Here is a 26,002-nt window from a genome sequence, read left to right on the forward strand (position 1 = left end):
TCACTCGGCCCGGGACCGAGCGACACGGACGTGCTGTCGGAGCTGCTGAACACGGAAGGGGCGCAGGTGCCGTCGCCGGACACGCCCGCGGGGGGCGGAGCATGGGCGGCGACGCGTAAAAGACCTGAACGCGGCGGGTGTCGCATGAGCGACTCCTTGCAGATCGGACGCGTCGTGGCGGACGCGTCGACTGATGGAACCGCTCCCACTGGTGCAGGCGAAGGTAGCGCCAAGTCACGGTAAAGAACAGGGGTGGCGTCGGCTTGGGTCAGTCGAATCTTTTCGACTCACCACAAGTCTTGACCCCTCCTACCCCCCTCCCCAATATGGGAGCGCTCCCACTGGTTCAAGGCTTGTTGCTCCTCCCCCCACCTCTTCGAGCTTCTCCGAGCCGCAAGGAGGAACCAGCACATGCGTACGAAACGGAGACGCCAGGCCGCGCGGCGGTTATGGACCGCTGTCGCGGCGGCGCTCGCCCTCCCGCTCACGATGCTGGGCACCGGATCGAGCCCCGCGCAGGCGGCGGCGGTCCAGTGCAGCGTCGACTACAAGACCAACGACTGGGGATCCGGCTTCACCGCCGAGCTCACGCTCACCAACCGGGGCACGGACACGATCTCCGGCTGGACCCTGACGTACGACTACGCGGGCAACCAGAAGCTCAGCAACGGCTGGAACGGCACCTGGTCGCAGTCCGGCAAGACGGTCACGGTGAAGAACGCGTCCTGGAACGGCACGATCGCCGCGAACGCGGCCGTGACCACCGGCGCCCAGTTCACCTACAGCGGCTCCAACGCCGCCCCCACCAACTTCGCGGTCAACGGCACGACCTGCGCCGGCGCCCACCAGCCGCCGATCGCCGTGCTGACCAGCCCCACCGCGGGCGCCGTCTACACCCAGGGCGCCGCGGTACCGCTCGCCGCCACCGCCGCGGCGGCCGACGGCGCGAGCATCAGCAAGGTGGAGTTCTACGACGACACCACGCTGCTCGGCACGGACACGAGCTCGCCCTACACGCTCTCCGTCTCGAACTTGACCGTGGGCAGTCATTCTCTGGTGGCGAAGGCGTACGACAGCCTGGGCGCGTCGGCGGACTCGACACCCGTCGGCATCACGGTCGCCTCGGGCCCCGCGATCGTCGCGTCGCCTTCCCAGCTCGGCGTGCAGCAGGGCAGGACGGGCACGTACGACGTGAAGCTCTCGACGCAGCCCTCGTCGAACGTGACGGTCACGACCGCCCGCGCGAGCGGCAACTCCGGTCTCTCGGTCAGCGGCGGGGCCAGCCTCACCTTCACCCCGTCGAACTGGAACACCGCGCAGAAGGTGACCATCGCGGCCAGTTCCTCCGGGTCCGGCTCGGCGGTCTTCGAGTCCACGGCCAACGGCCACTCCAAGGCCGCGGTGACCGTGACGCAGCTCGGCGCGCAGAAGGAGTACGACGCCCGCTTCCTGGAGCTCTACGGGAAGATCACCAACCCGGCGAACGGCTACTTCTCCCCCGAGGGCATTCCCTACCACTCGGTGGAGACGCTGATGGTGGAGGCGCCCGACCACGGCCACGAGACCACCTCGGAGGCGTACAGCTACCTCCTCTGGCTCCAGGCCATGTACGGCAAGGTCACGGGTGACTGGTCCAAGTTCAACGGCGCCTGGGAGATCATGGAGAAGTACATGATCCCCACCCACGCCGACCAGTCGACCAACTCCTACTACAACGCCTCCAAGCCGGCGACCTACGCGCCCGAGTACGACACCCCGAACGAGTACCCGTCGCAGCTCGACGGCAATGTCTCCGTCGGCCCCGACCCGATCGCGGCCGAGCTGAAGAGCGCGTACGGCACGGACGACGTGTACGGCATGCACTGGCTCCAGGACGTCGACAACGTCTACGGCTACGGCAACTCGCCCGGCAAGTGCGAGGCGGGCCCGACCGACACCGGACCGTCGTACATCAACACCTTCCAGCGCGGCCCGCAGGAGTCGGTGTGGGAGACGATCCCGCAGCCCACCTGCGACGCCTTCAAGTACGGCGGCAAGAACGGCTACCTGGACCTGTTCACCAAGGACGCCTCGTACGCCAAGCAGTGGAAGTTCACCAACGCCCCCGACGCCGACGCGCGCGCCGTGCAGGCCGCCTACTGGGCGGACAAGTGGGCCAAGGAGCAGGGCAAGGGCGGTGACGTCTCCACGACCGTCGGCAAGGCCGCGAAGATGGGCGACTACCTGCGCTACGCCATGTTCGACAAGTACTTCAAGAAGGTCGGCAACTGCGTCGGCGCCTCCGCCTGCCCGGCCGGCACCGGCAAGGACGCCTCCTTCTACCTGCTCTCCTGGTACTACGCGTGGGGCGGCGCCACCGACTCCTCGGCGGGCTGGGCCTGGCGCATCGGCTCCAGCCACGCGCACGGCGGCTACCAGAACCCCCTCGCCGCGTACGCGCTCAGCGAGTACGCGGCCCTGAAGCCCAAGTCGGCGACGGGACAGGCGGACTGGGCCAAGTCGCTGGACCGGCAGGTCGAGTTCTACCGCTGGCTCCAGTCCGACGAGGGCGCCATCGCGGGCGGTGCGACCAACAGCTGGGGCGGCCGGTACGCCACCCCGCCGGCGGGCACACCGACCTTCTACGGCATGTTCTACGACGAGAAGCCCGTGTACCACGACCCGCCGTCCAACCAGTGGTTCGGCTTCCAGGCGTGGTCCATGGAGCGGGTCGCCGAGTACTACCAGCAGTCGGGCGACGCGCTGGCCAAGGAGGTCCTCGACAAGTGGGTCGACTGGGCGCTGTCCGAGACCACGGTCAACCCGGACGGCAGCTTCCGGATCCCGTCGACGCTCAAGTGGTCGGGTGCCCCCGACACCTGGAACGCGTCGAACCCGGGTGCCAACTCCGGGCTGCACGTCACCGTCGCCGACTACACCAACGACGTGGGTGTGGCCGCCTCGTACGCCAAGACCCTGACGTACTACGCCGACCGCTCCGGTGACACCGAGGCGGCCGCGACGGCGAAGGCGCTGCTCGACGGCATGTGGGACAACAACCAGGACGCCCTCGGCATCGCCGTCGAGGAGACCCGCGCCGACTACAACCGCTTCGACGACCCGATCCACGTCCCGAGCGGCTGGACCGGCACCATGCCGAACGGCGACACGATCAACTCGTCCTCCACCTTCGAGTCGATCCGTTCCTTCTACAAGGACGACCCGGCCTGGTCGAAGGTCGAGTCCTACCTGGCGGGCGGGGCGGCGCCCACCTTCACGTACCACCGGTTCTGGGCCCAGGTGGACATAGCCACCGCCATGGGCTCGTACGCGGAGCTCCTCGAATAGTCCCCGCCGCTGCTCCGTGTACCGGGTTCCGCCCGCCACCCTGACGGCGGGCGGGACCCCGCCGGGCGGGCCCGCCCCCATCGGGCCCGCCCGGTCCAGCACGTGCCCCTGTTTCCCCCTCCCGTCCCACCCAGCGTTCCCCCCTCCCGTCCCGCCCAGCGTTCCTCCCCTCCTTCCCCCCGCAGTCACGGAGAGGACACACCGTGCGAAGAACCCGCATCCTCACGGCCGTGCTCGCGCTCGCGGCCGGCCTGCTGGCGGGCAGTCCACCCGCCCTGGCCGCCGCCGACGACGACAGACAGGTCTCGATCGCCGCCGACACCTACACCTGGAACAACGCCCGCATCGACGGCGGCGGCTTCGTCCCCGGCATTGTCTTCAACCGCACGGAGAAGAACCTCGCGTACGCCCGCACGGACATCGGCGGCGCCTACCGCTGGGAGCAGTCGACCAAGACGTGGACACCGCTGCTCGACCACGTGGGCTGGGACGACTGGGGCCACACGGGCGTGGTGAGCCTCGCCTCGGACTCCGTCGACCCGGACCGGGTGTACGCGGCGGTCGGCACCTACACCAACAGCTGGGACCCGGGGAACGGCGCCGTGCTCAGGTCCCCCGACCGGGGCGCCACCTGGCAGAAGGCCGACCTGCCGTTCAAGCTGGGCGGCAACATGCCGGGCCGTGGCATGGGCGAGCGGCTCGCGGTCGACCCGAACAGGAACAGCGTGCTGTACCTGGGCGCGCCCAGCGGCAAGGGCCTGTGGCGCTCGACGGACTCGGGAGCCACCTGGTCGCAGGTGACGAACTTCCCGAACCCCGGCAACTACGCCCAGGACCCGAGCGACACGAGCGGCTACGGCTCCGACAACCAGGGCATCGTCTGGGTCACCTTCGACGAGTCCACGGGCACCTCCGGGAACGCCACGAAGACCATCTACGTCGGGGTCGCCGACAAGGACAACGCGGTGTACCGCTCGACGGACGCGGGCGCGACCTGGACCCGCCTCGCCGGCCAGCCCACCGGCTACCTCGCCCACAAGGGCGTCCTGGACGCAAAGAACGGCTACCTCTACCTCGCCTACAGCGACACCGGCGGCCCGTACGACGGCGGCAAGGGCCGGCTGTACCGGTACGCGACCGCCACCGGCACCTGGACGGACATCAGCCCGGTCGCGGAGGCCGACACCTACTACGGCTTCAGCGGGCTGACGCTCGACCGCCAGAACCCCGGCACGGTGATGGCCACGGCGTACAGCTCCTGGTGGCCGGACACCCAGATCTTCCGCTCCACGGACAGCGGCGGCACGTGGACCAAGGCGTGGGACTACACGTCGTACCCGAACCGCGAGAACCGCTACACGATGGACGTGTCGTCCTCCCCGTGGCTGACCTGGGGCGCCAACCCGTCACCGCCCGAGCAGACGCCGAAGCTGGGCTGGATGACGGAGGCCCTGGAGATCGACCCGTTCGACTCGGACCGGATGATGTACGGGACGGGCGCGACGATCTACGGCACGGAGAACCTCGGGAACTGGGACGGCGGCAGCAAGTTCACCATCAAGCCCATGGTCGAGGGTCTGGAGGAGACGGCGGTCAACGACCTGGCCTCTCCCCCGTCGGGCGCCCCGCTGCTCAGCGCGCTCGGCGACATCGGCGGCTTCCGCCACACGGACCTGACCAAGGTCCCCTCGATGATGTTCACCTCTCCGAACTTCACGTCGACGACGAGCCTGGACTACGCGGAGACCAACCCCAACACGGTGGTCCGGGTGGGCAACCTGGACTCGGGCCCGCACATCGCCTTCTCGACGGACAACGGCGCCAACTGGTTCGCGGGCACCGACCCCTCGGGCGTGAGCGGGGGCGGCACGGTCGCCGCGGCGGCGGACGGCAGCCGCTTCGTGTGGAGCCCGGCGGGCGCCGGAGTGCACTACGCGACCGGCTTCGGTAACTCGTGGTCGACGTCGAGCGGCATCCCTGCGGGCGCGATCGTGGAGTCGGACCGGGTGGACCCGAAGACCTTCTACGGTTTCAAGTCGGGCAAGTTCTATGTGAGTACGGACGGAGGCGCGACGTTCACGGCGTCGTCCGCGACGGGTCTGCCGAGCGGTGACAGCGTCCGTTTCAAGGCGCTGCCCGGCACGAAGGGCGACATCTGGCTGGCGGGCGGGGCCACGGACGGCGCGTACGGCCTGTGGCACTCCACGAACGGCGGGACGAGCTTCACCAAGCTCTCGAACGTCGAGCAGGCCGACACGATCGGCTTCGGCAAGGCGGCACCGGACGCCTCGTACCAGACCCTCTACACCAGCGCGAAGATCGGCGGCGTACGCGGCATCTTCCGCTCCACGGACCAGGGCGCGACCTGGACCCGTATCAACGACGACGCCCACCAGTGGGGCTGGACGGGCGCGGCGATCACGGGTGACCCGCGGGTGTACGGCCGGGTGTACGTGGCGACGAACGGCCGGGGTGTCATCTACGGCGACACCTCCGACACGGGCGGGGGCGGCGGTGGCGGCACGGACCCGGATCCCGACCCAGACCCGGATCCGGATCCTGAGCCGACGGGTGGCTGCTCGGTGACGTACGCGATCACCAACCAGTGGTCGGGCGGCTTCCAGGCGGACGTACGGCTCACCAACACGGGGACGAGCGCGTGGAGCGGCTGGTCGCTCGGCTGGTCCTTCGCGGACGGGCAGAAGGTGACACAGCTCTGGAACGCCGACTTCTCCCAGTCGGGCACGGCGGTGACGGTGAAGAACGTCGGCTGGAACGCCAATGTGGCGGCGGGCTCGTCGGTGAACTTCGGCTTCACGGGCAGCTGGACCGGGACGAACTCGAAACCGGCGTCGTTCAAGGTGGGTGACCAGACCTGCACGGTCACCTGAACACGGTCACCTGCATCAGCACAGGCGGCGGGGCGTGCCTCAAGGGGCACGCCCCACCGTCCTGCGTCAGCCCACCAGCAGCTCGGCCTTGAGCCGCTTCAGCTCGCGCGCGTCCAGGCCGAGGCCCTTCTTCTCGTACGCCGTGAAGGAGCCGTACGCCTCCTCGACCTCCTCGAAGCCGGAGTTCAGGTACTCGGCGCGGACGTCGAGCATCGGCTTGTAGACGGCTGCCTGGGCGGCGGGCATGGCGGCGAGCGCGGCGGCGTTGGCCTCGGCGCGGTAGTCGTTGGAGGCCAGGTAGTCCTCCATGACCGTCCCGCGCGGCACGCCGAGCGCGGTGAGCAGTGCGGCGCTCGCCCAGCCGGTGCGGTCCTTGCCCGCGGTGCAGTGGTAGAGGGTGCCGACGGGGTCGCCGTCGGAGAGGTCCGCAAAGATCGTGGAGTACGCGGCCTTGGCGGTGTCGGCGCTGACCATGGCCTTCTCGCCGTCGACCATCATCTGGGCGGCCTCGTCGGCCGTGCTCGGCATCGAGAAGACCGGGGAGTCGTCGCCGAGGACGTTGGCCGCGACGTACCGCACGCCCTGCGGGACGCGGTCGGGTGCGGCGGCCTTCTCGGAGGTGGTGCGCAGGTCGTAGTCGACGGAGAGGCCGAGGCGCTTCAGCTTGGCGAGGTCCGCGTCGGTGAGCTTGTCCAGCGCGTCCGAGCGGTAGACGACGCCCATCCTCACCCAGTGGCCGTCCTTGGTGCGGTAGCCGCCGGCGTCGCGGAAGTTGACGGTCCCCTCGAGCTTGATGAGCCGGTCGGCGAGGTGGAGCCGTCCGCCCCGGTCGGGCACCAGGTCGAACCACTGGCGGTCGGCGGCGGGCAGGTGCCTCACCGTGACCTTGCCGGTCGAGCCGCCGGACGCCACGGTGCGGCCGTTCGCGCGGATGGTGACGCGGTGCACGCCCGGCGCCTTCCAGGTGATCTCGTACGACCCGTCGTCCTGGGCCGTGACCTCCGCGGCGGTGAACGGAATCCGGGCGGAGTCCTTCTGCGCCTGCTGCGCGTGGTGCGCGGGGGCGGCCGTGGCGGCGGGTGCGACGGCGCCCGTGAGCAGGACGGCCGCCGTCAGGGCGTACGCGGCCGTCCTGGCACGTGTCTGCTGAGTCATGGCCGAGATCATTCGGCCGGCGGGGAAGCGTCCGGCGAACGGGGAGCGAACCGCCGTCGTCGGTCGTATGTCATGCCCCTGCACAGCACACAGGATCCGGTGACAGCGAAGGGCGGCCGCTCCGGGTGTGGAACGACCGCCTCTCACTCGTCAGGCGCAAGTGGTGCGTGCGCTGCTCACGGGGTGTAGACGCTCGGCCGCGGGGCCGTCGCCATCTTGTTGCCGATGAAGAAGCTCGGGTGCGGCGGCTGGTTGTAGGCCGTGTTCTGCCAGGCCAGGCCCGTGCGGTACATCGTGTCGTGGAGCAGGGTGGTGATCTTCGTGCTCGTCTCGACCGGAGTCGAGTAGATGCGCAGGTTCTTGTTGTCGCTGGTCCGCCAGACGACCTCCTCGCGCCAGTCGCCGAGGATGTCCCCGGAGAGGGCGGGGGTGGACTTCGTGCCGTTGTTGGACGAGACGCCGGAGCCGGTCAGCAGACGGGTGTCGGAGGACGTGCCGTACTTGTCGATCTTGGTGCCGTCGAGGAGCTCACGGGTGGTGTCGCCGTCCCACCAGGACAGGAAGTTGGCCGAGGACGGTTCGCGGCCCTTGGTGGCGCCGGACTCGTCGCGGATGTTCGTGTCGGAGGACGACCAGGCCTCGGCGCCGTCGTTGCCGGAGTAGATGTCACCGGCGACACCGCGGCCGTTGTCGCAGCAGGCGGCCAGCTTCCACTTCACCGAGCCGTTGGCCGGGTTGATGTACACCGCGGCCGGCTGGGAGGTGGACTCGGAGACCTTGTAGTACTCCAGGCCGGACGTGGACGGGTCGAGGTCGCCGAGGTGCTGGGCGTCGCCGTGGCCGGTCTTCGTGGTCCACAGGCCGTTGCCGTTGTCGTCGACGGCCATCGAGCCGTACACGATCTCGTCCTTGCCGTCGTTGTCGACGTCGCCGACGGAGAGGCTGTGCGAGCCCTGGCCGTCGTAGCCCTTGCCGCTGTTGGTGGACGAGTTGGTGTCGAAGGTCCAGCGGCGGGTGAACTGGCCGTTGCGCCAGTCCCAGGCGGCGATGACCGAGCGGGTGTAGTAGCCGCGCGCCATGATCAGGGAGGGGCGGGCGCCGTCCAGGTACGCGGTGCCGGCCAGGAAGCGGTCCACGCGGTTGCCGTACGAGTCGCCCCACGACGAGACGGTGCCGCGGGCCGGGACGTAGTCCACGGACTGCATCGCCTTGCCCGTCTGGCCGTTGAACATGGTCAGGTACTCGGGGCCGGAGAGGACGTAGCCGCTGGAGTTGCGGTGGTCGGCGGAGGAGCTGCCGATGACCGCGCCGGTGCCGTCCTTGGTGCCGTCGGACGTCTTCATGGCGACCTCGGCCTTGCCGTCGCCGTCGTAGTCGTACACCTGGAACTGCGTGTAGTGCGCGCCCGAGCGGATGTTGCGGCCCAGGTCGATGCGCCACAGGCGGGTGCCGTCGAGCTTGACGGCGTCGACGATCGTGTTGCCGGTGTAGCCGGACTGGGAGTTGTCCTTGGCGTTGGTGGGCTGCCACTTGAGGACGAACTCCAGGGCGCCGTCGCCGTCGAGGTCGCCGACGGAGGCGTCGTTGGCCTCGTAGGTGTATGCGACTCCGTCGGGCGTGGTGCCGCCCGCGGGCGCGCTGATCGGCACGTCCTTGTAGCCGGCGCGGAACTGGATCGCGTGGACGGAGTCGCCCTGCTCCACGCCGTTCACGATCGCGCGGACCGTGTAGTCGGCGGAGTTGGGCGCGCCGGAGTGGAAGTAGTTGGTGGAGCCGGTGATCGGGGACGAGTTGACCTTCGTACCGGCGCGGTAGACGTTGAACGACACGTCGGCCGGGTCGGTGGCGAGCCAGCGCCAGCTGACCAGGTTGCCGCTGCCGGTGTACACGCTGACGACGCCACGGTCGAGCTTTTCGACCTGGCGCGCCGTGGCCGCCTGGGCATCGTCCGTGGTGAGCGTGGTCAGCCCGGCACCGGCCAGCGCCGCCACGGCGGCCGAGGCCGCGAGGACGGCCCGGGCCCGGCGTCTGCGGTGCTTGCGCGGGTGCTGCACGAGGTACCTCCTGGGGGGACGGAAGGGTTCCGCCCTCCCAGTCGCCGCCGCTCGCGAATGGGTTGCCGTGTGTTTCGCGGTGACACGCGGCAGTTCCCTGTCTCAGCCCTTGCGGAACGCCAGCAGCCGGAACCGCGGATCCGGGCGGGGCCGGTCCTGGTCGGGCAGCTCCGCGAGCCGGGCGGCGAACCGTTCGGCGAGCGGTTCGCCCGGCGGCAGCGTGACGAACCAGCCGCGCCGGAGGTCGGCGAGGGCGCGCCGGGGGCTGCGGCCCTGGCCGTGGCCCGGGAAGCAGGCCCGCCCGGCCGGGCGCAGACCGTGCTCGGCGGCGTACCGCCCGACGGCCTCCGCGGCGTCCGTGGCCGGGGTGCGCGGACGCCCGGCGAGGACGGCGTCGATATCGCTGCCCACGTTGTGGGAGGCGGCCTTGTCGACGGTCGTGACGAACACGCCGCCGGGCCGCAGTACACGCGCGCACTCGCCGACCACCGCCCGCACGTCCTCCGGACCGTCGAGCAGGTGCAGCAGCCAGACGCTGCTGACGGCGTCGAACCCGGCATCACGGAAGGGCAGCCGGCGGCTGTCCCCGAGCACGACGGCGCCGGGCAGCCGGCCGGCGGCCCGGCGCACCATGCCGTGGGTCAGGTCGACGCCCGTCACCCTCATCCCGTCCCGCCCGGCCGCGAGGAGACGGGTGACTATGCCGGTGCCGCACGCGACGTCGAGCAGGCCGCGGGCACCCTCGGGCACGAGGCCCAGCACGGCCGCGGCGGCCGCCTCGGCCCGGGGCTCGCCCCCACGCAGGGCGTCGTACCGTTCGGCCTCCTTGTCGTAGTCCAGCACACCCGATCAGCTCGCACCGTGTCCCGGCGCCAGCTCCTCGACCCGGTGCGCGAGTTCGAAGTCGCGCTCGGTGACGGCGCCGCCCACGCTGTGGGTGCTGACCGTGAGGGAGACGGTGTGGTGGCCGAGGGTGAGGTCGGAGTGGTGGTCGAGTTCCTCCTGCACCTGGGCGATGTGGACGACCAGCGCGGCCGCCGCGAAGTGCGAGTCCAGCCGGTAGGAGCGGGCGATCCGGTCCCCGTCCAGCGACCAGCCCGGCAACTCCGCCAGGCGGTCCTCGATGTCCTTCTGCGACAGGGGTTCGACGGGCATGGGCTCGCTCCTCGGGTGTGGTCGCCTGTTCCACGGCGATCGTCGCCTGATCCGCTTTCAGCGTGCCACGAACGGCTCGTTCCATGCCTGGTCGGACGGGCCCCGGAGACCGGCGGGCGCGCATTTCGGCCGCCCCGGATTCCGGCCTCGGCCTTCCCCGGCGGACTTCGGCTACGGTCCTTGTCATGCCCACTGTCCCATCCGCCCCTTCTCCCGCACCCCTCCCTCCCTCCGCCCTCCGGGCCCCCGGCCCCGACACCGGCGCCGGTCCGCTGCTGCGGGCCTGGCGGGAGCGGCGCGGGGTCAGCCAGCTGGACCTCGCGCTGCGGGCCGGCTCCTCGGCCCGGCACATCAGCTTCGTCGAGACGGGCCGCGCCCGGCCGAGCGAGGAGATGGTGCTGCGTCTGGCCGAGCACCTGGACGTACCGGTCCGTGAGCGCAACGCGCTGCTCCTGGCGGCCGGTTACGCCCCGCACTTTCCGCAGACCCCGCTGGACGACCCGGCGATGGACACCCTGCGGCAGGGCGTGGAGCGCCTGATCGAGGCGTACGAGCCGTATCCGGCGCTCGTCGTCGACGCCGTGTACGACGTGGTCGCCGCGAACCGGGGCATCGCGATGCTGCTGGAGGGCGTCCCGGAGGCCCTGCTCACACCCCCGCTGAACGCGATGCGCCTGACCCTGCACCCCGAGGGTCTCGCCCCCCGCATCCGCAACCTGCCCGAGTGGCGCCACCACCTGCTCGCCCAGATGACCCGGCAGATCGCCCTCCAGCGGTCGGACGCCCTGCGGGAGCTGTACGAGGAGGTCGCGGCCTATCCGCATCCGGAGGAGCCGGTGGCGTCCCCCGGACCCGTGCCGCACTTCGCGCTCCCCCTGCGCATCGAGCACGACGGGCGGGTACTGGGCTTCGTGTCGTCGATCGCCACCTTCAACACCCCGATGGACGTGACGGTCGCCGAGCTGGCCATCGAGACGTTCCTGCCCGCCGACCCGGAGACGGCCGCTTACCTGTTCGAGAGGCGCTGAGCCGTCCGCTCCCGCACGTCCGCCTTCCGCACGTCCGCCTCCTGTGCGTCCGCCATGACCGGCTGTGCGTTCACCGTGAGGTTTACAGAATTGTTGACACTTTCTTCGACAGGGATCTACGTTCGAGCGGTGACGGGACGACCGCGAACCCGAACACCAAGGAGACATCAGTGGGCAAGCACGCTGCAGTGAAGCGCAGAACGGTGGTCATCGGACTGGGCACGGCCGCCGGTGCCGCGGCCGTCGGCGGCTTCGCCCTGAACGCCCGGGCGACGGACAGCTCCCCCGCCCGCTCGTCGGGGACCTCGGACTCACTGGTGTTCGACACGGACGCCTACACCGAGCTCACGACCACCCTCTCCACGGACGACGGCGACAAGGAAGTGAAGTACCACTTCTACAAGGCCGTCACCTACGTCGCCGCCCCGGTGGACGAGAAGTACCAGAGCCTGAACGTCAGCGTCCCCGTCGAGATCGACGGCGCGTCCGTCGACGCCTCGCGGGCACCCGTCCTGCTCGCGAACTCGGTGGGCGGCTACATGCCGTCGTCCGTGGCGGACGCCACCGGGGTGGGCGGCGCCGCCATGACCGGGGCGCCCGGCGGGGGGACGGGCGGCGCCTCGCCCAGTGGCTCCCCCAGCGCCTCGGCGTCCGCCGGCACCGGCGAGGTGGCGTCCGGCGGCAACGCGCAGCTCGACGGGCGGGGCCAGATGGTCAGCAACGCCAAGCTGGCGCTCGCGGCCGGGTACGTGGTCGTGGAGCCGGGTGCGCGCGGCCGTACCCTCGTCGACTCCGACGGCACGTACTACGGTGTCGCGCCGGCCGCCATCGTGGACCTCAAGGCCGCCGTGCGGTACGTCCGCTTCAACAAGGGCCGCATCCCGGGCGACACCGACCGCATCGTCACCTCCGGCACCAGCGCCGGCGGCGCCCTGTCCGCCCTGCTCGGCGCGTCCGGCGACAGCCCGCTGTACGAGGAGCAACTGAAGGAGATCGGCGCGGCCGACGCGAGCGACGCGATCTTCGCCAGCGGTGACTGGTGCCCCATCGCCGACCTGGAGCACGCCGACATGGCGTACGAGTGGAACTGGGGCGGCAACGAGCTCGGCTCCGGCGAGCTCGTCGACCAGACCGTGTCCAAGGAGCTGAAGAACGCGTTCGCCGACTACCAGGCCTCCCTCAAGCTGCGGGCCAAGGGCTTCGGCACGCTCACGGCGCGCAATCTCGACGAGTACCTGCTGAAGACGTATGTGGAGCCGGCGGCCACCCGGTACCTCGCCGCCCTGTCGGAGTCGGAGCGCTCGACCTATCTGGCGAGCAACCAGTTCATCACCTGGTCCGGCGGGAAAGCCACGTTCACCTGGGCGGACTTCCTCACCCACGTGGGCGCGCGGAAGAAGGACGCCCCGGCGTTCGACGCCTTCGACCTCTCCTCGGGCGAGAACAACCTGTTCGGCAAGGGGACGACGCAGGCCCGTCACTTCACGCAGTACAGCCTGCGCCACGAGAGCGGCGGCAGCGCGCGGCTCGACGGCGACATCCCCGAGAAGCTCAGGCTGATGAACCCGATGTACTTCATCGCCCAGCGGAACAAGGGCATGGCCCGGCACTGGTGGATCCGCGTCGGCACCAAGGACAGCGACACCTCGCTGTCGGTCGTCGGCAACCTCGCGGCGAGCCTGAAGGCGCTGGGCGCCGAGGTGAACGCGGCGATGTACTGGGACAAGGGCCACGGCGCCAACGACGACGCGGGTGACTTCATCGAGTGGATCGCCCAGGTGACCGGCTACCAGGGCAAGAAGTAGGCGGCCTGTCGATCGGCCCCTCCCCCGACCGCGGTGTCCGCTTCCCGTCATGAAAGGACACCGCCCGCGCGGCGCCGGACCCGGAACCCCCGGGCCCGGCGCCGCCGCACTCGACGGGTCACGCGGCGCCGGTGCCCCCCTTCGCGTCCCTCCCGTCCTTCTCGTCCTTCTCGTCCTTCTCGTCGTCCACGATCTCCGCGTCCACCACGCCCTCGTCCTCCGGAGTGCCCCGTTCCGCGCCGGAACCCGCCGAGCTCTCCGCCCCGGACGACGACTGGGCCTGCGCGTACATCGCCTGTCCCATCTTCTGGCTCACCGCGGCGAGCCGGTCGATCCCGGTGCGCAGCGATGCCGTGTCCGCCGACTCCTCCAGCAGCCGCTTCAGCTCGGCGACGGCCGACCCGACCTCCTCCTTCACGTCCGCCGGCACCCGTTCATCGTTCTCGCGGAGGAACTTCTCGGTCTGGTACACGAGTTGCTCGGCCTGGTTGCGGGTCTCGGCCGCCTCCCGCCGCTTCCTGTCCTCCTCGGCGTACTGCTCCGCCTCGCGCATCATGCGGTCGATGTCCTGCTTGGGGAGGGCCGAGCCGCCGGTGACCGTCATCTTCTGCTCGCGGCCCGTGGCGAGGTCCTTGGCCGAGACGTGCATGATGCCGTTGGCGTCGATGTCGAAGGCCACCTCGATCTGCGGCACCCCGCGCGGCGCGGGCGGCAGTCCGGTCAGGTCGAAGACGCCCAGCTTCTTGTTGTACGCGGCGATCTCGCGCTCGCCCTGGTAGACCTGGATGCCGACCGAGGGCTGGTTGTCGGTGGCCGTGGTGAAGATCTCCGAACGCCGGGTCGGGATCGTCGTGTTGCGCTCGATCAGCCTGGTCATGATGCCGCCCTTGGTCTCGATGCCGAGGGACAGCGGGGTGACGTCCAGCAGCAGTACGTCCTTGACGTCGCCGCGGATGACCCCGGCCTGAAGGGCGGCGCCCACGGCCACGACCTCGTCGGGGTTGACGCCCTTGTGCGGGTCCTTGCCCGTGAGCTCCTTCACCAGGTCCGTGACGGCGGGCATCCGGGTCGAGCCGCCGACGAGGATCACGTGGTCGATGGCGGACAGCTTGACGCCCGCGTCCTTGACGGCCTGGTGGAAGGGCGTCTTGCAGCGGTCGAGCAGATCGGCGGTGAGCTCCTGGAACTGGGCGCGCGTCAGCTTCTCGTCCAGGTGGAGGGGGCCCTCGGCGGAGGCGGTGATGTAGGGCAGGTTGACGGTCGTCTCGGAGGAGCTCGACAGCTCGATCTTGGCCTTCTCGGCGCCCTCGCGCAGCCGCTGCAGGGCCATCTTGTCGTTGCCGAGGTCGATGCCGTACTGCCCCTTGAAGCGGGTGACGAGGTGCTCGACGATCCGCTGGTCCCAGTCGTCGCCGCCCAGGTGCGTGTCGCCGTTGGTTGCCTTGACCTCGATGACGCCGTCGCCGATCTCCAGCAGGGAGACGTCGAAGGTGCCGCCGCCCAGGTCGAAGACGAGGACGGTCTGCTCGTCGCCGCGGTCGAGGCCGTACGCGAGGGCCGCGGCGGTGGGCTCGTTGATGATGCGCAGGACCTTCAGGCCCGCGATCTCCCCGGCCTCCTTGGTGGCCTGCCGCTGGGCGTCGTCGAAGTACGCGGGCACGGTGATGACGGCGTCCGTGACGTCTTCGCCGAGATAGGACTCGGCGTCCCGCTTCAGCTTCTGCAGCACGCGCGCGGACAGTTCCTGGGCCGTGAAGCGGGTGCCGTCGATCGTGCCGTGCTCCGGGAAGCGCCAGGAGGCCTCGCCCATGTGGCGTTTGACGGAGCGTGCGGTGCGGTCCACGTTCGTCACGGCCTGCCGTTTGGCGACCTCGCCGACGAGGACCTCGCCGTTCTTGGCGAAGGCGACGACGGAGGGGGTGGTGCGCGCGCCCTCCGCGTTGGCGACGACGGTCGGCTCACCGCCCTCCAGGACGGCCACCACCGAGTTCGTCGTACCGAGATCGATCCCGACCGCACGTGCCATCGCTGTCCCCTTCCGCCTGGGGTCCTCGCACTCGCCGACAGCTTCCCGACCTCCAGCACAAAACTTGAGTGTCTCCTTGTCAAGAGCGCGAGGTGCGCCGGGAGGAGCGCGGGCGGCCGGCGTGAACGCGACGGTGCCGCGGCCCGTACGGACCGCGGCACCGGAAGGGCACAGAAGGGTCAGGCGAGCTTCGCCGACAGGGTGATCGTCGTGCCGGCCAGGGCCTGGCTGACCGGGCAGTTCTTCTTGGCGTCCTCGGCGGCCGCCACGAAGCCGTCCTCGTCGAGGCCCGGAACCGTGCCCTCGACGGTCAGGTGGATGCCGGTGATGCCCGTACCCGGCTGGAACGTCACGTCGGCGGAGGTGACGAGCTTGGTGGGCGGGGTGCCGGCACCGGTCAGGCCGTGGGAGAGGGCCATGGAGAAGCAGCTGGAGTGGGCGGCGGCGATGAGCTCCTCGGGGCTGGTCTTGCCGTTCGCCTGCTCGGCGCGCGAGGGCCACGACACCGGCTGCTCGCCGATGCCGGAGGAGTCGAAGGTGACGACGCCGTTACCCTCGGTCAGGCTGCCTTCCCAGACGGTGTGTGCGGAGCGCGTGGTAGCCACGGTTCTTCCTTTCGCTGTGGTCCCGTTGCCCGGGTATCCGTTCGCCCCATCCGATCACATCCGGGGCGCCCGTACGTGCAACAGGGGTCACTGAACGCGGAACACCGGCCCGCGCGCCGTGAACGGCAGGCGGGCGCCCTTCGGAATCAGCCAGGCGTGCTCGCGGCGCACCCGCACCACGTCGCACTCCCCGTCGGTGATGACGAGGACGGGGGCGCCCGGCGGGAAGTCGTCCGCCCGCTGCAGCAGGTCGACGCCGGGCTGGAGCACCGTACCGCCCCGCCCGCGCACCCGTACGCGGCCCGCGATCTCGGTGACCGGCACATACCCCGCGTCGTGCGGGGCCGCGTCGCAGAACACCACCCTCGCCGCCGGTACGTCCCGGGCCTCGGCGTACGAGGCGATCGCGCCCAGCGCCTTGCCGAGCAGCACCCGGTCCATGGAGCCCGAGGTGTCCAGTACGACGCCGAAGGTGCAGCGGGCGATCTCCTCCGGCGGGAAGTACCGTCCCGCGCGCGGGATGTCGGGGGTGGAGGACTGGCGGCGCGAGGGGCGCGCGTACGACCTGACCGGTTCCGGGCGGGGCACGAACTCGTCGAACCAGCGGGCCAGGCGGGCGTCCCAGGGCAGCGGCGGGTGGCTGAGCGCGCGGATCTCCTCGACGAGACCGCCGGGCAGGAATCCGCGCTCCTGCCGCTGGTGCAGGTCCAGGCCGTGGGCGAGGCCCCGGCGGTAGAACCCGTCGAGGTCCACGTGGTCGCGGGGGCTGCCGAGCGGGCCGCCCAGGATGTCGCCCACGCCCTTGCCGCGCAGTGTGGACAGGCGGCGCATCCGGCGCAGATCCGTGGCGATCCGGTCGTAGACCTCCTCCGCGGAGAGTCCCGCGAGCTCCGGGTCGTACAGCAGCCCGTCGGGCGCCGTGCCCACCTGCATCTCGCTCAGCCAGCCGTTGATCACGTAGTCGGCGGCGACGTTGAACAGGTACGGGTCCCGGGTGCCGCAGCGGTCGCCGTGGCGGAGGGCGGCGTGCAGCATCTCGTGGGCGAGGACGAACCGCCACTCCTCGTCCTCGAACTGCCGGTGCGGATTGACGTAGATTTCCCCGGCCTCGGCGTTCACCGCGGCGACGGAGATGCCGTGGGCGCGGGCGAGTTCGGCGTCGGCGACGAGCGTGATGCCGGCCGCGATGCCGCCGAGCAGCGGGTAGGAGGAGACGAACCAGCTCAGGGCCTGCTGCCAGGGCCTGAGCGGGGCCGTCTCGCCGGTCATCGAGTCGCGGCGGCCGCCCGCCAGGTCGATCGCGGCGGACACGGTCCGGGCCAGCGCGCCCGCGAACGCCGTCTGCCAGTCGGGGGGCCGCTGCCCGTACCAGCCCGTCCACGGCACCAGCTTCAGGTCGGCCTCACCACCCGCCGTACCACAGCGTCCGTAAGCATCCGGTATGCCGTCGCGGCGCCAGCGCGCGGCGAGCTGTTCCTCGTCGCCGTCGGGGTAGGCGGCGGGCAGGTCGTCGGGGGCCCGGCCGACGGGGAAGCCGAGCAGGAACCGGTTGACGACCACGCAGCGGGCGGCCAGCTCGTACCGGTCGGGCTGGGTGCGCTCGCCCCGCGCCGCCGGGACGTGCCCGAAGCCGAGGTGGAGCGCGGCGTGCGCGAGGGCCCAGGCCCAGACGTCCGGGTCGGCGAGCCGTGCGGGGTGGACGTGCAGCACGCCGTCGGAGGCGACGCGGACCAGGCCGTCCCGCGGGGCGTCGGTGCACTCCTCCTGCCGGCAGACGGTGAACTCCACGGCGGCGAGGGCCGGGTTGGCGCGCACCAGCCGCAGTCCCTCGGCGAACGCCTCCGCCGCGAGGTCCCGCTTCTGCCGCCCCTTGCCGCCGCGGTTACGGCTCACCGGCGGGCCTCCACCAGCCGCGGCATGTCCCGCGCCGCCTCCACCAGGAACCAGGCGGGCAGTACGGCGTTGCCGTCGTCGTCCGGGGCGATGACGCTCTGGGCCACCTCGACGGAGATCTCGGCGAGCTGCACGAGCAGCGACTTGGCGCGGTACGCGGTCTGCCGCCCGTTCGCCGACATGTGCTCCTTGCTCGCGGGGAGTTCCTTGACGAGGCGACCGCGGAAGGACTCGGCGAGGTAGTAGAGCAGGTCGCGGTCCTCGATGCGGTGGGGCCAGCGGGCGTCGCCGCGGAGGATCGCCTCGATGCCGTAGCGGCTGCGCACAACCTTCACGTAACCGCAGAAGGCGGTGGCGTGGGCGGGCGTCAGCGTGCCGTGCGCGAGGATCCTCAGGGTCTCCTCGTCGAGGTTCCGGCCGAAGGAGTGCAGGGCGTCGGAGAGCATGTGCCAGGAGCGGGGCGTGGAGAACGGCTCCTCGGTCTTCGGCGGCCTGGACCACAGGTGATCGGGCCGGTCGGTGAGGTGGTCCACCACCCACGGGTGGATGCCGTTGGCCTCGGCCCAGGCCAGCCAGTCCTTGGCGGAGGCCTCCAGGTGGACGTGCGTGAGGCGGTTGACCAGCGCCGAGGCGATCGGGCGGGCCAGGGCGTTGTCGGTGGCCCGGTTGCCGGCGCCGATGACGATGGAGCCCTCCGGGAGCTCGTAGGAGCCGATGCGGCGGTCCAGGATCAGCGAGTAGAACGCCTTCTGCACGTCCGGCGTGGCCGCGTTCAGCTCGTCCAGGAACAGGCAGTACGGCTCGTCACGGGCGATCGCCTCCGGGGGGCAGAACACGGACCGCCCGTCGCGGATCTGCGGCACCCCGACGAGGTCCTCGGGAGCGAGCTGGGTGCCCAGCAGGCTCACGCACTCGAGCCCCAGCGACTCGGCGAACGCCCGCACCAGGGACGACTTGCCGATTCCGGGCGCGCCCCAGATGAAGACCGGCCGCACGGTCGCGAGGCCGAGCAGCAGTTCCGGAATGCGGGAGGGTGTGACGGTGACGGCTGCCTGCAAGCGGCTGCTCCTTGTGACGTGTTCGATGTGCTCGGGCGTGCGAGGGCGCCCGGCCCTGTGCGAACAGTCTGTGGGGCACGCGCTGTCGGCCGCAGCCCATTTTCGTGTGGGGTTACGAGGTCAGGCGGCCCGGCGGTCGGGCCGGCGGGCCGCCTGCGGCACCTGGGGCCCGTCCGACTCGCGCAGCCAGCGCCGCAGTACCCGGTGGACCTGCTCCGCGCCGACGAGTTCCCCGCCGTCCCGCACCGGTGCGGACAGCGCCACGGGCGACAGCAGGAACGGGCGGCCCTGGGCGCCGCCGAGTCCGCCGTGGGAGCCGATCTGCTCCTCGAAGGCGAGGACCTCACCGTCGACGGGGTCGTACCAGGAGTTGACCATGATGTCGGCGACGTGCGGGAACCCGTGCGTGCGCCGTACGGCGGCCGCGGCGCCCGGCCCGAAGTCGGCGAGCGGGCCGGGGTGTTCGTCGTCCAGTTCGTCCACGGGTATCTCCGTGCCGTGCGCGGCGAGGACGACTCCGCCGTGCTCCTCGCTGCGGACGAGGAGGAAGCCGATGCCTGGGTGGTTGGCGAGGGTGGCGAGCAGCGCGGGGTGCCGGCGGTCGATCTCCTCCTTGCTCATCCGGTGGGGCACGTCGGGGAAGGACACGAGCCCGAGGTTGCCCGAGGCCAGCACGACCGGCTCGGAGCGGCGCGGGGGCCGGTGCTCCTCCGCGCTCTCCTCGACGGGCCTCCGCAGCGCGGCCCGGACGGCCGACCGTGCCTCGGCCCCGCTGTGGGTGCGCCGCGCCCGGCGCGGCACGGGCAGCCCGCAGCCGGCCCGGACGAGGTTGCCGAGGGTGAGGCCGTAGCGGCCGAGGAAGGTCTCGCCGGGGCTCTGGCCGTGGTCGGAGAGCACGACGATCCGGTACGCGCGCGGGGCGTGCTCGGCGACCCGCGCGATCAGCGCGAGCGAGCGGTCGAGCCGTTCGAGGACCTTGGCGGCGTCCCGGCTGCGCGGCCCGGAGTGATGTGCCACCTCGTCGTAGGCCACCAGGTCGGCGTAGACCGCGGGGCGCCCGGCGAGCATGTCGCCGATGACCGCGGCCACGACGACGTCGCGTTCGACGACGGTGGCGAAGGCGCGGATGAACGGGTAGAGACCGCCGCGCCCCACGCGCGGACGCTCCTTGCGCAGCCGGGCCCGGACGGACTGGCCGATCTCGCGGAACACCTCCGCGACGAACGACATGGCGGTGCGGACGGCGTTGGCGGGATCGCTGAAGTAGGTGAAGTACCCGGCCCGGGAGCGGTTGCTGCGGTCGCGGCGGGCGGAGACGGACAGCACCAGGGCGAGCTGGCCGGCGCCGCCGCTGAAGAGGTTGCCGCGGCTCGCGCCGCCCGCGGTGAGCAGCCCGCCGTCCCCGGTGCGCTCGACGGCCCGGCGCTGGAGCTCGGACGCGCTGGAGGGCCGGTTGCAGACCATGACCTCCCGGGTCTCCTTCTCGTACCAGCGGAAGGCCGGGACGTCGTGGTTGGTGCCGTGCAGGATGCCGAGCTGGCTGGAGCCGGTCTGGCTGGACCAGTCGGTGCGCCACGGGGTGAGGCGGTGGGTGGCCGGGCCCGCGCCGTCGTGGCCCAGCCAGCCGGCCACGGTGGGCATGAGGCCCTTGGCCACGGCGGCGAGCAGCACGTCGTGGCCGACCCCGTCGAGCTGCACGAAGACGGTGCCGGGGCCGGCCGGACCCGCGTGACCGTCGGGTCCGGGCCCGATCCCCGTCCCGGTCCCGCGCCCGCGCCCGGGCCCGCGGCGCCGGTCGGCGAGGCGGTACAGGCGTCTGCGGTAGGCGTCGTCGTCCCGTACGGCGAGGGCCGCGCCGGTGGCGGAGGCGACGGCGGACATCACGGCGGCGACCACGACGGCGGTCTCCGGGGCGGCCTCACCGCGCCCGGAGGGATTGAGCCTGAGGGCCAGCAGCAGCAGCGAGCCGTTCAGGAAGAAGACCAGCAGACCGAGCACGAGGGCGGGGACGAGGAGCAGCAGCCGGACGAGGAGCGGCCAGACCAGGGAGGACAGCAGGCCGAAGGCCCCGGCCCCGAAGGCCGCCGTGACGGCGATCGTGGTGGCGTCGTCACCGGTGTCGGACTGCAGCTGGAAGTCCGGCAGCGCGCCCGCGAGGAGCAGCATGGTCAGCGTCGACACGGCCCATACGGCGATACTCCGCCACACTCCGCTCAGCACGCGCCGCCATCGCCCGTCACCCACGCTCCATGCACCTCACGTCCCGGCCCGCCGCCCGGTGCGCGAGCCTTGCCCCAGCCTGTCACACCCTGTGGGGCCGTTCGTTCGTCACCCGGATGTGCGAGGAGCACGGGCGGGTCGCCGGGGTGCGCGGGCGGAGCGAGCGGCGGGACGGCGGCTCAGCGGCCGTCGTACCCGGCGGTCGGCATGGACAGCCGCCGGTGCACCCGGGCCTTCATCTGCGCGTCGTACGCCGGTTCCGCGGAGCCGACCGTCTCCAGCCGTACGCCGCGCCGGGCGCACTCGGCGGTGAAATCCTCGACGGAGGCCAGCGCCCGTTCCAGGACGCGGCGGCTGGGCGCGACGAACAGGTCGACGAGGCCCGCGTCCACGTCGGACCACAGGACGGTGTGGTCGGGGCGCAGGGCGCGGACGAGGAGTTCACGGGTGACCACGTAGCCGCGTTCGGCGGCCCAGCGGGCGCACATGGCGTGCTGGCTGCGGGAGTCGACCAGGAAGGGGTCCGCCTCGAGTTGCTCCAGCGGGGTCAGGCTGGCGATCGCCGCGACCCGCACCACGTCGCACGGCGTGCGGGAGGTCACGTCCGTTCCGCGGGAGACCCCGCCGTACGGCATGCCCGAGGCCGCGTACGGCCTGCCGGAGGCGTCGCTCACGTCTCCCATGGGTCCCCCTCGCCTCCGGGTTCAGCCGCAGACCCTACTCCTGCCCGTAGGCTCGGGGGGAGTCGCGCGAAGGAGGCTGGGGGAGTGCCGGTGGAGATCACGTGGTGGGGGCATGCCGCCTGCACGGTCGAGGACTCCGGTATGCGCCTGCTCACCGATCCGCTCTTCGCACGCCGGCTCGCGCATCTGCGCAGGCGCCGGGGGGCGCCGCCGCCGCCCGAGGCGGCCGTGGCGGATGTGGCGCTCGTCTCCCATCTGCACGCCGATCATCTGCATGTGCCCTCGCTGGCGCGGCTCGCCCCCGGCACCCGGCTGCTCGTGCCCAGAGGCGCGCCGCGCCAGGTGCCCGGGCTGCGCCGGCTGGACCGTCTGCGGCTCACCGAGGTGGCGCCCGGGGACGAGATCCGGGTGGGCGACCTGCTCGTCCGGGTCGTGCCCGCACGGCACGACGGGCGGCGGCTGCCGGTCGGACCGCATCGCTCACCGGCTCTCGGCTACGTCGTCGAGGGCGAGGCACGGACGTACTTCGCCGGGGACACCGGACTGTTCGAGTCGATGGCGGAGGAGGTCGGCCCGGTCGACGTGGCGCTGCTGCCGGTCGGCGGCTGGGGACCGTATCTCGGTGAGGGGCATCTGGACGCCGGGCGCGCGGCCGAGGCGCTCGTCCGGCTGAAGCCGCGCAGCGCGGTGCCGGTGCACTACGGCACGTACTGGCCGATCGGGATGGACGCCGTACGCCCCCACGAGTTCCACGGGCCGGGCGACGAGTTCGCACGCCTGGCCGCCTCGCAGGCTCCCGGGGTAACGGTGTACCGGCCGGGGCACGGTGACCGCATACGCCCGGAGGTGTCGCGGTGAGGCGTCGTCCGGGCCGCGCGCCGGGGCGGGCCCTCCCACCGGGCACGGAGGGGGAGGGAGCCGCGTGATGTTCCTCGCCGTGACGGACACGGCCGTGCCCGCCGTGTCCACCCAGCACGCGGTCGGCTACCCGACGCTGTTCCTGCTGGTGCTGATCGGGGCGCTGGTGCCGGTGGTGCCGACCGGGGCGCTGGTGAGCTCGGCCGCCGTGGTCGCCGTCCACCAGACGGCGGCGGTGTCGCTGCCGCTGCTCTTCGCGGTGGCGTCCGCGGCCGCGTTCCTCGGGGACATGGCGCTGTACTGGCTGGGGCGGCGCGGGATGCGCTCCAGGAACGGCTCGCGCTGGCTGGAGGCGATCCGCCGGCGGGCTCCGGAGGACCGGCTCGCACAGGCCCGCCGGAAGCTGGACGACCACGGGGTGACCGTGCTGGTCCTGTCCCGGCTCGTACCGGCCGGCCGCCTCCCGGTGATGCTGGCCTGCCTGATGGCCGAGATGCCGCTGCGCCGTTTCGCCCGCGGCAACTTCCCGGCCTGCCTCGCCTGGACGGTCACCTACCAGCTCATCGGCATCCTCGGGGGCGCCCTGTTCGCGCAGCCGTGGGAGGGCGTGCTGGCTGCGGTCGTGCTGACGGTGCTGATCAGTGCGGTGCCGGGGCTGTGGCGGAAGGTGCGGCGGGCCGCGACGCAGTAGCACGGGGAGGAGGACGGGACGGGGCGGTGCCCGCGTCAGTCCAGCACCCGTGCCCCTCCCACCGGCAGGTCCCACAGGTTCTCGCGGGGCAGGCCCGCCCGCTCCCAGGCGGACCGTATCCGGGTCAGCGGTTCGAGGACCGGCTCGGCCGACAGCACGAACGTGCCCCAGTGCATGGGGGCCATACGGCGGGCGCCGAGGTCCTGGAGGGCGCGGACCGCCTCCTCCGGGTCGCAGTGGACGTCGCTGAGCCACCAGCGCGGGTCGTACGCGCCGATCGGCAGCAGCGCGAGGTCGATGCCCGGGTGGCGGTGGCCGATGCGGGAGAACCAGTGGCCGTAGCCGGTGTCGCCCGCGAAGTAGACGCGGTGCCCGTGGGGGCCGGTCAGCACCCAGCCGCCCCACAGCGAACGGCAGGTGTCGGTCAGGGTGCGCTTGGACCAGTGGTGGGCCGGTACGAAGTCGAAACGGATCCCGCCGAGCTCGGCGCCCTCCCACCAGTCCAGCTCGGTGACACAGGTGAACCGGCGGCGCAGGAACCAGCGCGCGAGCCCGGCGGGGACGAACAGCGGGGTGTCGCGCGGCAGCCGGGCGAGTGTGGGCGCGTCGAGGTGGTCGTAGTGGTTGTGGCTGATGACGACCGCGTCGACGCGCGGCAGGGCGCACCAGGCGACGCCGACCGGCGTGATCCGGGCGGGCGTGCCGAGGATGCGGCGGGACCAGACCGGGTCGGTGAGCACGGTGAGCCCGCCGATGCGGATCACCCAGCTCGCGTGCCCCGCCCAGGAGACGGCCACGGTACGGGCGTCGACGCGCGGCAGCGGCTCGGGGTCGTACGGCAGCCGGGGAATGTCGGCGAGATCCTCACGGGCCGGACGCAGGGCGCCCTCGCGGGCGAAGCGCGCGAAGGCTCTTATGCCCGGCAGCGGTGTGGTCAGCCGGTCGGCGAAGGACCGCGGCCAGAGCCGCCGCTCCCCGAGCGACCGCGGCGCGGCGGGCGGGGCCGGCGGCCCGGCGGACGGCCCGGGGAGCGAGACGGTCATGAGGGTGGCGGCGGGGGCGGGGGCGGGGGATGCGTGTGCAGGTGCAGGTGCTGGGGTGCCGGGCGGGGCGGGCCCGGTGGCCGCGGGGCCGGCGGCCGGCGCGCCGGTGGCCGCGGAGCCGCGGGGAGAGGCCGGTGGGGGCGGGGACGTCGGAGCGTCGGTGTCCGGGGGGGCCGGGCCCGTGGGCGGGCGTCCGGCCGGCTCGGATCGTCGTGTCATCGGGGGGACTCCCTTCGCCGGGCGTCGTCGCGGAGATCGTCGAAGGCCGAGCCGAACAGGGTCAGCGCGCGTTCCACAGACGGCAGTTCCAGGGGGTCGGGCGCCCCGAGGACCGCCGCCCGCTCCTCGGCCGTGGCACCGAGCAGAGAGCTCGTGGACAGCCGGACGCGCAGTGCCCCGAGATCGTCGCCGAACCGGTGGCCGCCGGGGGCGGGCATGTCGAGCCGGAAGGTGAGGAAGTCCTCCAGTTCCTGTGCGTCACCGACGCCGTACGTGGCGAGCGCCGGGCGGAGCGGGCCGAGGTCCGCGTACACGTGCCGGCCGGCCCGTGGCGGCGGGGCGAGCGCTCCGGCGGCGACCACCGCCCGGTGCAGGGCCGCGGCCAGGCGCGCGTGCAGCCGCACGGCGGCGGTCAGCCGGGCGGTCACCTCCGCGGGCTCCGCCAGCGCGTACCCGGCCGCCGCGGCGACCGGGGTCGCGACCTGCGCGCCGAGCGCGGTGAGCACGTCGAGGACCCGGGAGCGCAGCGCGCCGCCCGTCTCGTTGTCCGGGAACCGGGCCACGGCGGCGGGCCAGCCGGGCGGCAGGAACGAGCCGGCCAGGTCGGTGACCACGGTGACGTGGTCGGGCAGCATCTCGGCCGGGCCGAGCAGCACGGTGTCACGCGGCTCGTGCACGGTGTCGCGCCAGGTCTCGTCACTGACCACGTGCAGTCCCTCGCCCACGGCGGCCTCGACCGCCTCGTGCACGAGTTCGGGCGGCGCGACGGTGGCGGTGGGGTCGTCGGCGACGCAGAGCACGAGCAGCCGCGGATCACCGCCTTCGGCACGCACCCTGCGCACGGTCTCCAGCAGGGCGTACGGGTCCGGTACGCCACCGCACTCGGCCGGCGTCGGCACGGGGAACGGCGACCTGCCCGACGCCCGGGTCCCCGGCGCCCACCAGGCGGCGCACGGCCGGGGGATCAGGACGTCCCCGCCGACCGCGGTGGTCAGCGCGAGGAGCAGCGCGGGGGCTCCGGGTGCGGCGGCCACCCGGCGGGCTTCGGTGGGCAGGCCGCGCCGTTCCCAGTGACCGGCGGCCGCGTCGAGGAACGCGGGGCCCCCGCCGACGGGTTCGGCGTCGGGGCGGTCCGCGGCGGCACAGAGCCGGGCGGTGAGGCCCGGCAGTACGGGAAGGCCCTGGTCGGGGAGGGGCGGGCCGTAACGGACGGGACCGTGCCCTTCCGGATGCGTCCGCCCCATGTGCTGCCTCCGCGAGTCCCGGTGCGGGTGTCCCACCCGCAGGATGC

The 26,002-nt window shown here is 72.2% G+C and carries 18 protein-coding genes; 6 read left to right on the forward strand and 12 right to left on the reverse strand.

Annotated features, from left to right (window positions below; all coding sequences use genetic code 11):
• Positions 1–411 precede the first annotated feature (411 nt).
• On the forward strand, positions 412–3,327 hold the full coding sequence (locus tag IE242_RS11975; protein WP_189858196.1) for a glycoside hydrolase family 48 protein: 2,916 nt from the start codon (positions 412–414) through the stop codon (positions 3,325–3,327).
• 203 nt (positions 3,328–3,530) lie between these two features.
• Positions 3,531–6,218 (forward strand): cellulose binding domain-containing protein, encoded by a 2,688-nt coding sequence (locus IE242_RS11980; RefSeq protein WP_189858198.1) that lies wholly within the window; start codon positions 3,531–3,533, stop codon positions 6,216–6,218.
• A gap of 66 nt (positions 6,219–6,284) precedes the next feature.
• Here the strand turns inward: IE242_RS11980 and IE242_RS11985 are convergent, their stop codons facing one another.
• The 4 genes from IE242_RS11985 to IE242_RS12000 form a co-directional block, all read right to left on the reverse strand.
• Positions 6,285–7,373: a tyrosine-protein phosphatase gene (locus IE242_RS11985; protein WP_189858200.1), complete on the reverse strand. Its 1,089-nt coding sequence runs from the start codon at positions 7,371–7,373 to the stop codon at positions 6,285–6,287.
• 176 nt (positions 7,374–7,549) lie between these two features.
• Positions 7,550–9,427: a rhamnogalacturonan lyase gene (locus tag IE242_RS11990; protein ID WP_189858202.1), complete on the reverse strand. Its 1,878-nt coding sequence runs from the start codon at positions 9,425–9,427 to the stop codon at positions 7,550–7,552.
• Positions 9,428–9,529: 102 nt separating this feature from the next.
• The gene (locus tag IE242_RS11995; protein WP_189858204.1) at positions 9,530–10,270 is read right to left on the reverse strand and encodes a class I SAM-dependent methyltransferase; all 741 of its coding nucleotides are present in this window, start codon (positions 10,268–10,270) and stop codon (positions 9,530–9,532) included.
• A gap of 6 nt (positions 10,271–10,276) precedes the next feature.
• Positions 10,277–10,582 carry a 4a-hydroxytetrahydrobiopterin dehydratase gene (locus IE242_RS12000; RefSeq protein WP_189858206.1) on the reverse strand — a complete coding sequence of 102 codons (306 nt, stop codon included), beginning with the start codon at positions 10,580–10,582 and terminating at the stop codon, positions 10,277–10,279.
• Positions 10,583–10,767: 185 nt separating this feature from the next.
• On the opposite strand from IE242_RS12000, the gene IE242_RS12005 reads away from it, so the two are divergent.
• Both IE242_RS12005 and IE242_RS12010 read left to right on the forward strand, forming a co-directional pair.
• Positions 10,768–11,610 carry a helix-turn-helix domain-containing protein gene (locus tag IE242_RS12005; protein ID WP_189858208.1) on the forward strand — a complete coding sequence of 281 codons (843 nt, stop codon included), beginning with the start codon at positions 10,768–10,770 and terminating at the stop codon, positions 11,608–11,610.
• A 170-nt stretch (positions 11,611–11,780) separates the two neighbouring features.
• Complete coding sequence (locus IE242_RS12010; protein ID WP_229858826.1) at positions 11,781–13,415, forward strand: subtype B tannase; 1,635 nt, start codon at positions 11,781–11,783, stop codon at positions 13,413–13,415.
• Between the two features lie 118 nt (positions 13,416–13,533).
• On the opposite strand, the gene dnaK is transcribed toward IE242_RS12010, so the two are convergent.
• The 6 genes from dnaK to IE242_RS12040 all read right to left on the reverse strand — a co-directional run bounded on the left by dnaK (position 13,534) and on the right by IE242_RS12040 (position 21,900).
• Positions 13,534–15,441, reverse strand: coding sequence for a molecular chaperone DnaK (gene dnaK / locus IE242_RS12015; protein ID WP_189858210.1), 1,908 nt, complete (start codon positions 15,439–15,441; stop codon positions 13,534–13,536).
• Between the two features lie 179 nt (positions 15,442–15,620).
• Positions 15,621–16,046, reverse strand: coding sequence for an OsmC family protein (locus IE242_RS12020; protein WP_189858212.1), 426 nt, complete (start codon positions 16,044–16,046; stop codon positions 15,621–15,623).
• Between the two features lie 87 nt (positions 16,047–16,133).
• A complete protein-coding gene (locus IE242_RS12025; protein WP_189858214.1) occupies positions 16,134–17,939 on the reverse strand; it encodes a vWA domain-containing protein in 1,806 nt (601 codons plus the stop codon).
• Positions 17,936–18,997: an ATP-binding protein gene (locus IE242_RS12030; protein WP_189858216.1), complete on the reverse strand. Its 1,062-nt coding sequence runs from the start codon at positions 18,995–18,997 to the stop codon at positions 17,936–17,938. The genes IE242_RS12025 and IE242_RS12030 overlap by 4 nt, the downstream gene beginning before the upstream one ends.
• Before the next feature lie 120 nt (positions 18,998–19,117).
• A complete protein-coding gene (locus tag IE242_RS12035) occupies positions 19,118–21,241 on the reverse strand; it encodes a phage holin family protein (RefSeq protein ID WP_189858218.1) in 2,124 nt (707 codons plus the stop codon).
• 155 nt (positions 21,242–21,396) lie between these two features.
• A complete protein-coding gene (locus IE242_RS12040; protein ID WP_373299508.1) occupies positions 21,397–21,900 on the reverse strand; it encodes a hypothetical protein in 504 nt (167 codons plus the stop codon).
• 84 nt (positions 21,901–21,984) lie between these two features.
• Between IE242_RS12040 and IE242_RS12045 the strand changes: the two genes are divergently transcribed.
• Both IE242_RS12045 and IE242_RS12050 read left to right on the forward strand, forming a co-directional pair.
• Positions 21,985–22,758, forward strand: a complete 774-nt coding sequence (locus IE242_RS12045) for an MBL fold metallo-hydrolase (protein WP_189858220.1) — start codon at positions 21,985–21,987, stop codon at positions 22,756–22,758.
• A gap of 67 nt (positions 22,759–22,825) precedes the next feature.
• Positions 22,826–23,449, forward strand: coding sequence for a DedA family protein (locus IE242_RS12050; RefSeq protein ID WP_189858222.1), 624 nt, complete (start codon positions 22,826–22,828; stop codon positions 23,447–23,449).
• Positions 23,450–23,484: 35 nt separating this feature from the next.
• Here IE242_RS12050 and IE242_RS12055 read toward each other — a convergent pair whose 3' ends face one another.
• Positions 23,485–24,492: an MBL fold metallo-hydrolase gene (locus tag IE242_RS12055; RefSeq protein WP_189858224.1), complete on the reverse strand. Its 1,008-nt coding sequence runs from the start codon at positions 24,490–24,492 to the stop codon at positions 23,485–23,487.
• A 215-nt stretch (positions 24,493–24,707) separates the two neighbouring features.
• Positions 24,708–25,955, reverse strand: a complete 1,248-nt coding sequence (locus tag IE242_RS12060) for an aminotransferase class I/II-fold pyridoxal phosphate-dependent enzyme (protein ID WP_189858225.1) — start codon at positions 25,953–25,955, stop codon at positions 24,708–24,710.
• Positions 25,956–26,002 lie beyond the last annotated feature (47 nt).

Source organism: Streptomyces poonensis (assembly GCF_014650915.1).
In the GTDB taxonomy this organism is placed as follows: domain Bacteria; phylum Actinomycetota; class Actinomycetes; order Streptomycetales; family Streptomycetaceae; genus Streptomyces; species Streptomyces poonensis.

Bases quoted from the DNA above. Each gene is read 5' to 3' on its own strand.
- IE242_RS12055 (WP_189858224.1), bottom strand. From the start codon at position 24,492: ATGACCGTCTCGCTCCCCGGGCCGTCCGCCGGGCCGCCGGCCCCGCCC.
- IE242_RS12050 (WP_189858222.1), top strand. From the start codon at position 22,826: ATGTTCCTCGCCGTGACGGACACGGCCGTGCCCGCCGTGTCCACCCAG.
- IE242_RS11975 (WP_189858196.1), top strand. From the start codon at position 412: ATGCGTACGAAACGGAGACGCCAGGCCGCGCGGCGGTTATGGACCGCT.
- IE242_RS12060 (WP_189858225.1), bottom strand. From the start codon at position 25,955: ATGGGGCGGACGCATCCGGAAGGGCACGGTCCCGTCCGTTACGGCCCG.
- IE242_RS12040 (WP_373299508.1), bottom strand. From the start codon at position 21,900: ATGGGAGACGTGAGCGACGCCTCCGGCAGGCCGTACGCGGCCTCGGGC.
- dnaK (WP_189858210.1), bottom strand. From the start codon at position 15,441: ATGGCACGTGCGGTCGGGATCGATCTCGGTACGACGAACTCGGTGGTG.
- IE242_RS11985 (WP_189858200.1), bottom strand. From the start codon at position 7,373: ATGACTCAGCAGACACGTGCCAGGACGGCCGCGTACGCCCTGACGGCG.
- IE242_RS12000 (WP_189858206.1), bottom strand. From the start codon at position 10,582: ATGCCCGTCGAACCCCTGTCGCAGAAGGACATCGAGGACCGCCTGGCG.
- IE242_RS12005 (WP_189858208.1), top strand. From the start codon at position 10,768: ATGCCCACTGTCCCATCCGCCCCTTCTCCCGCACCCCTCCCTCCCTCC.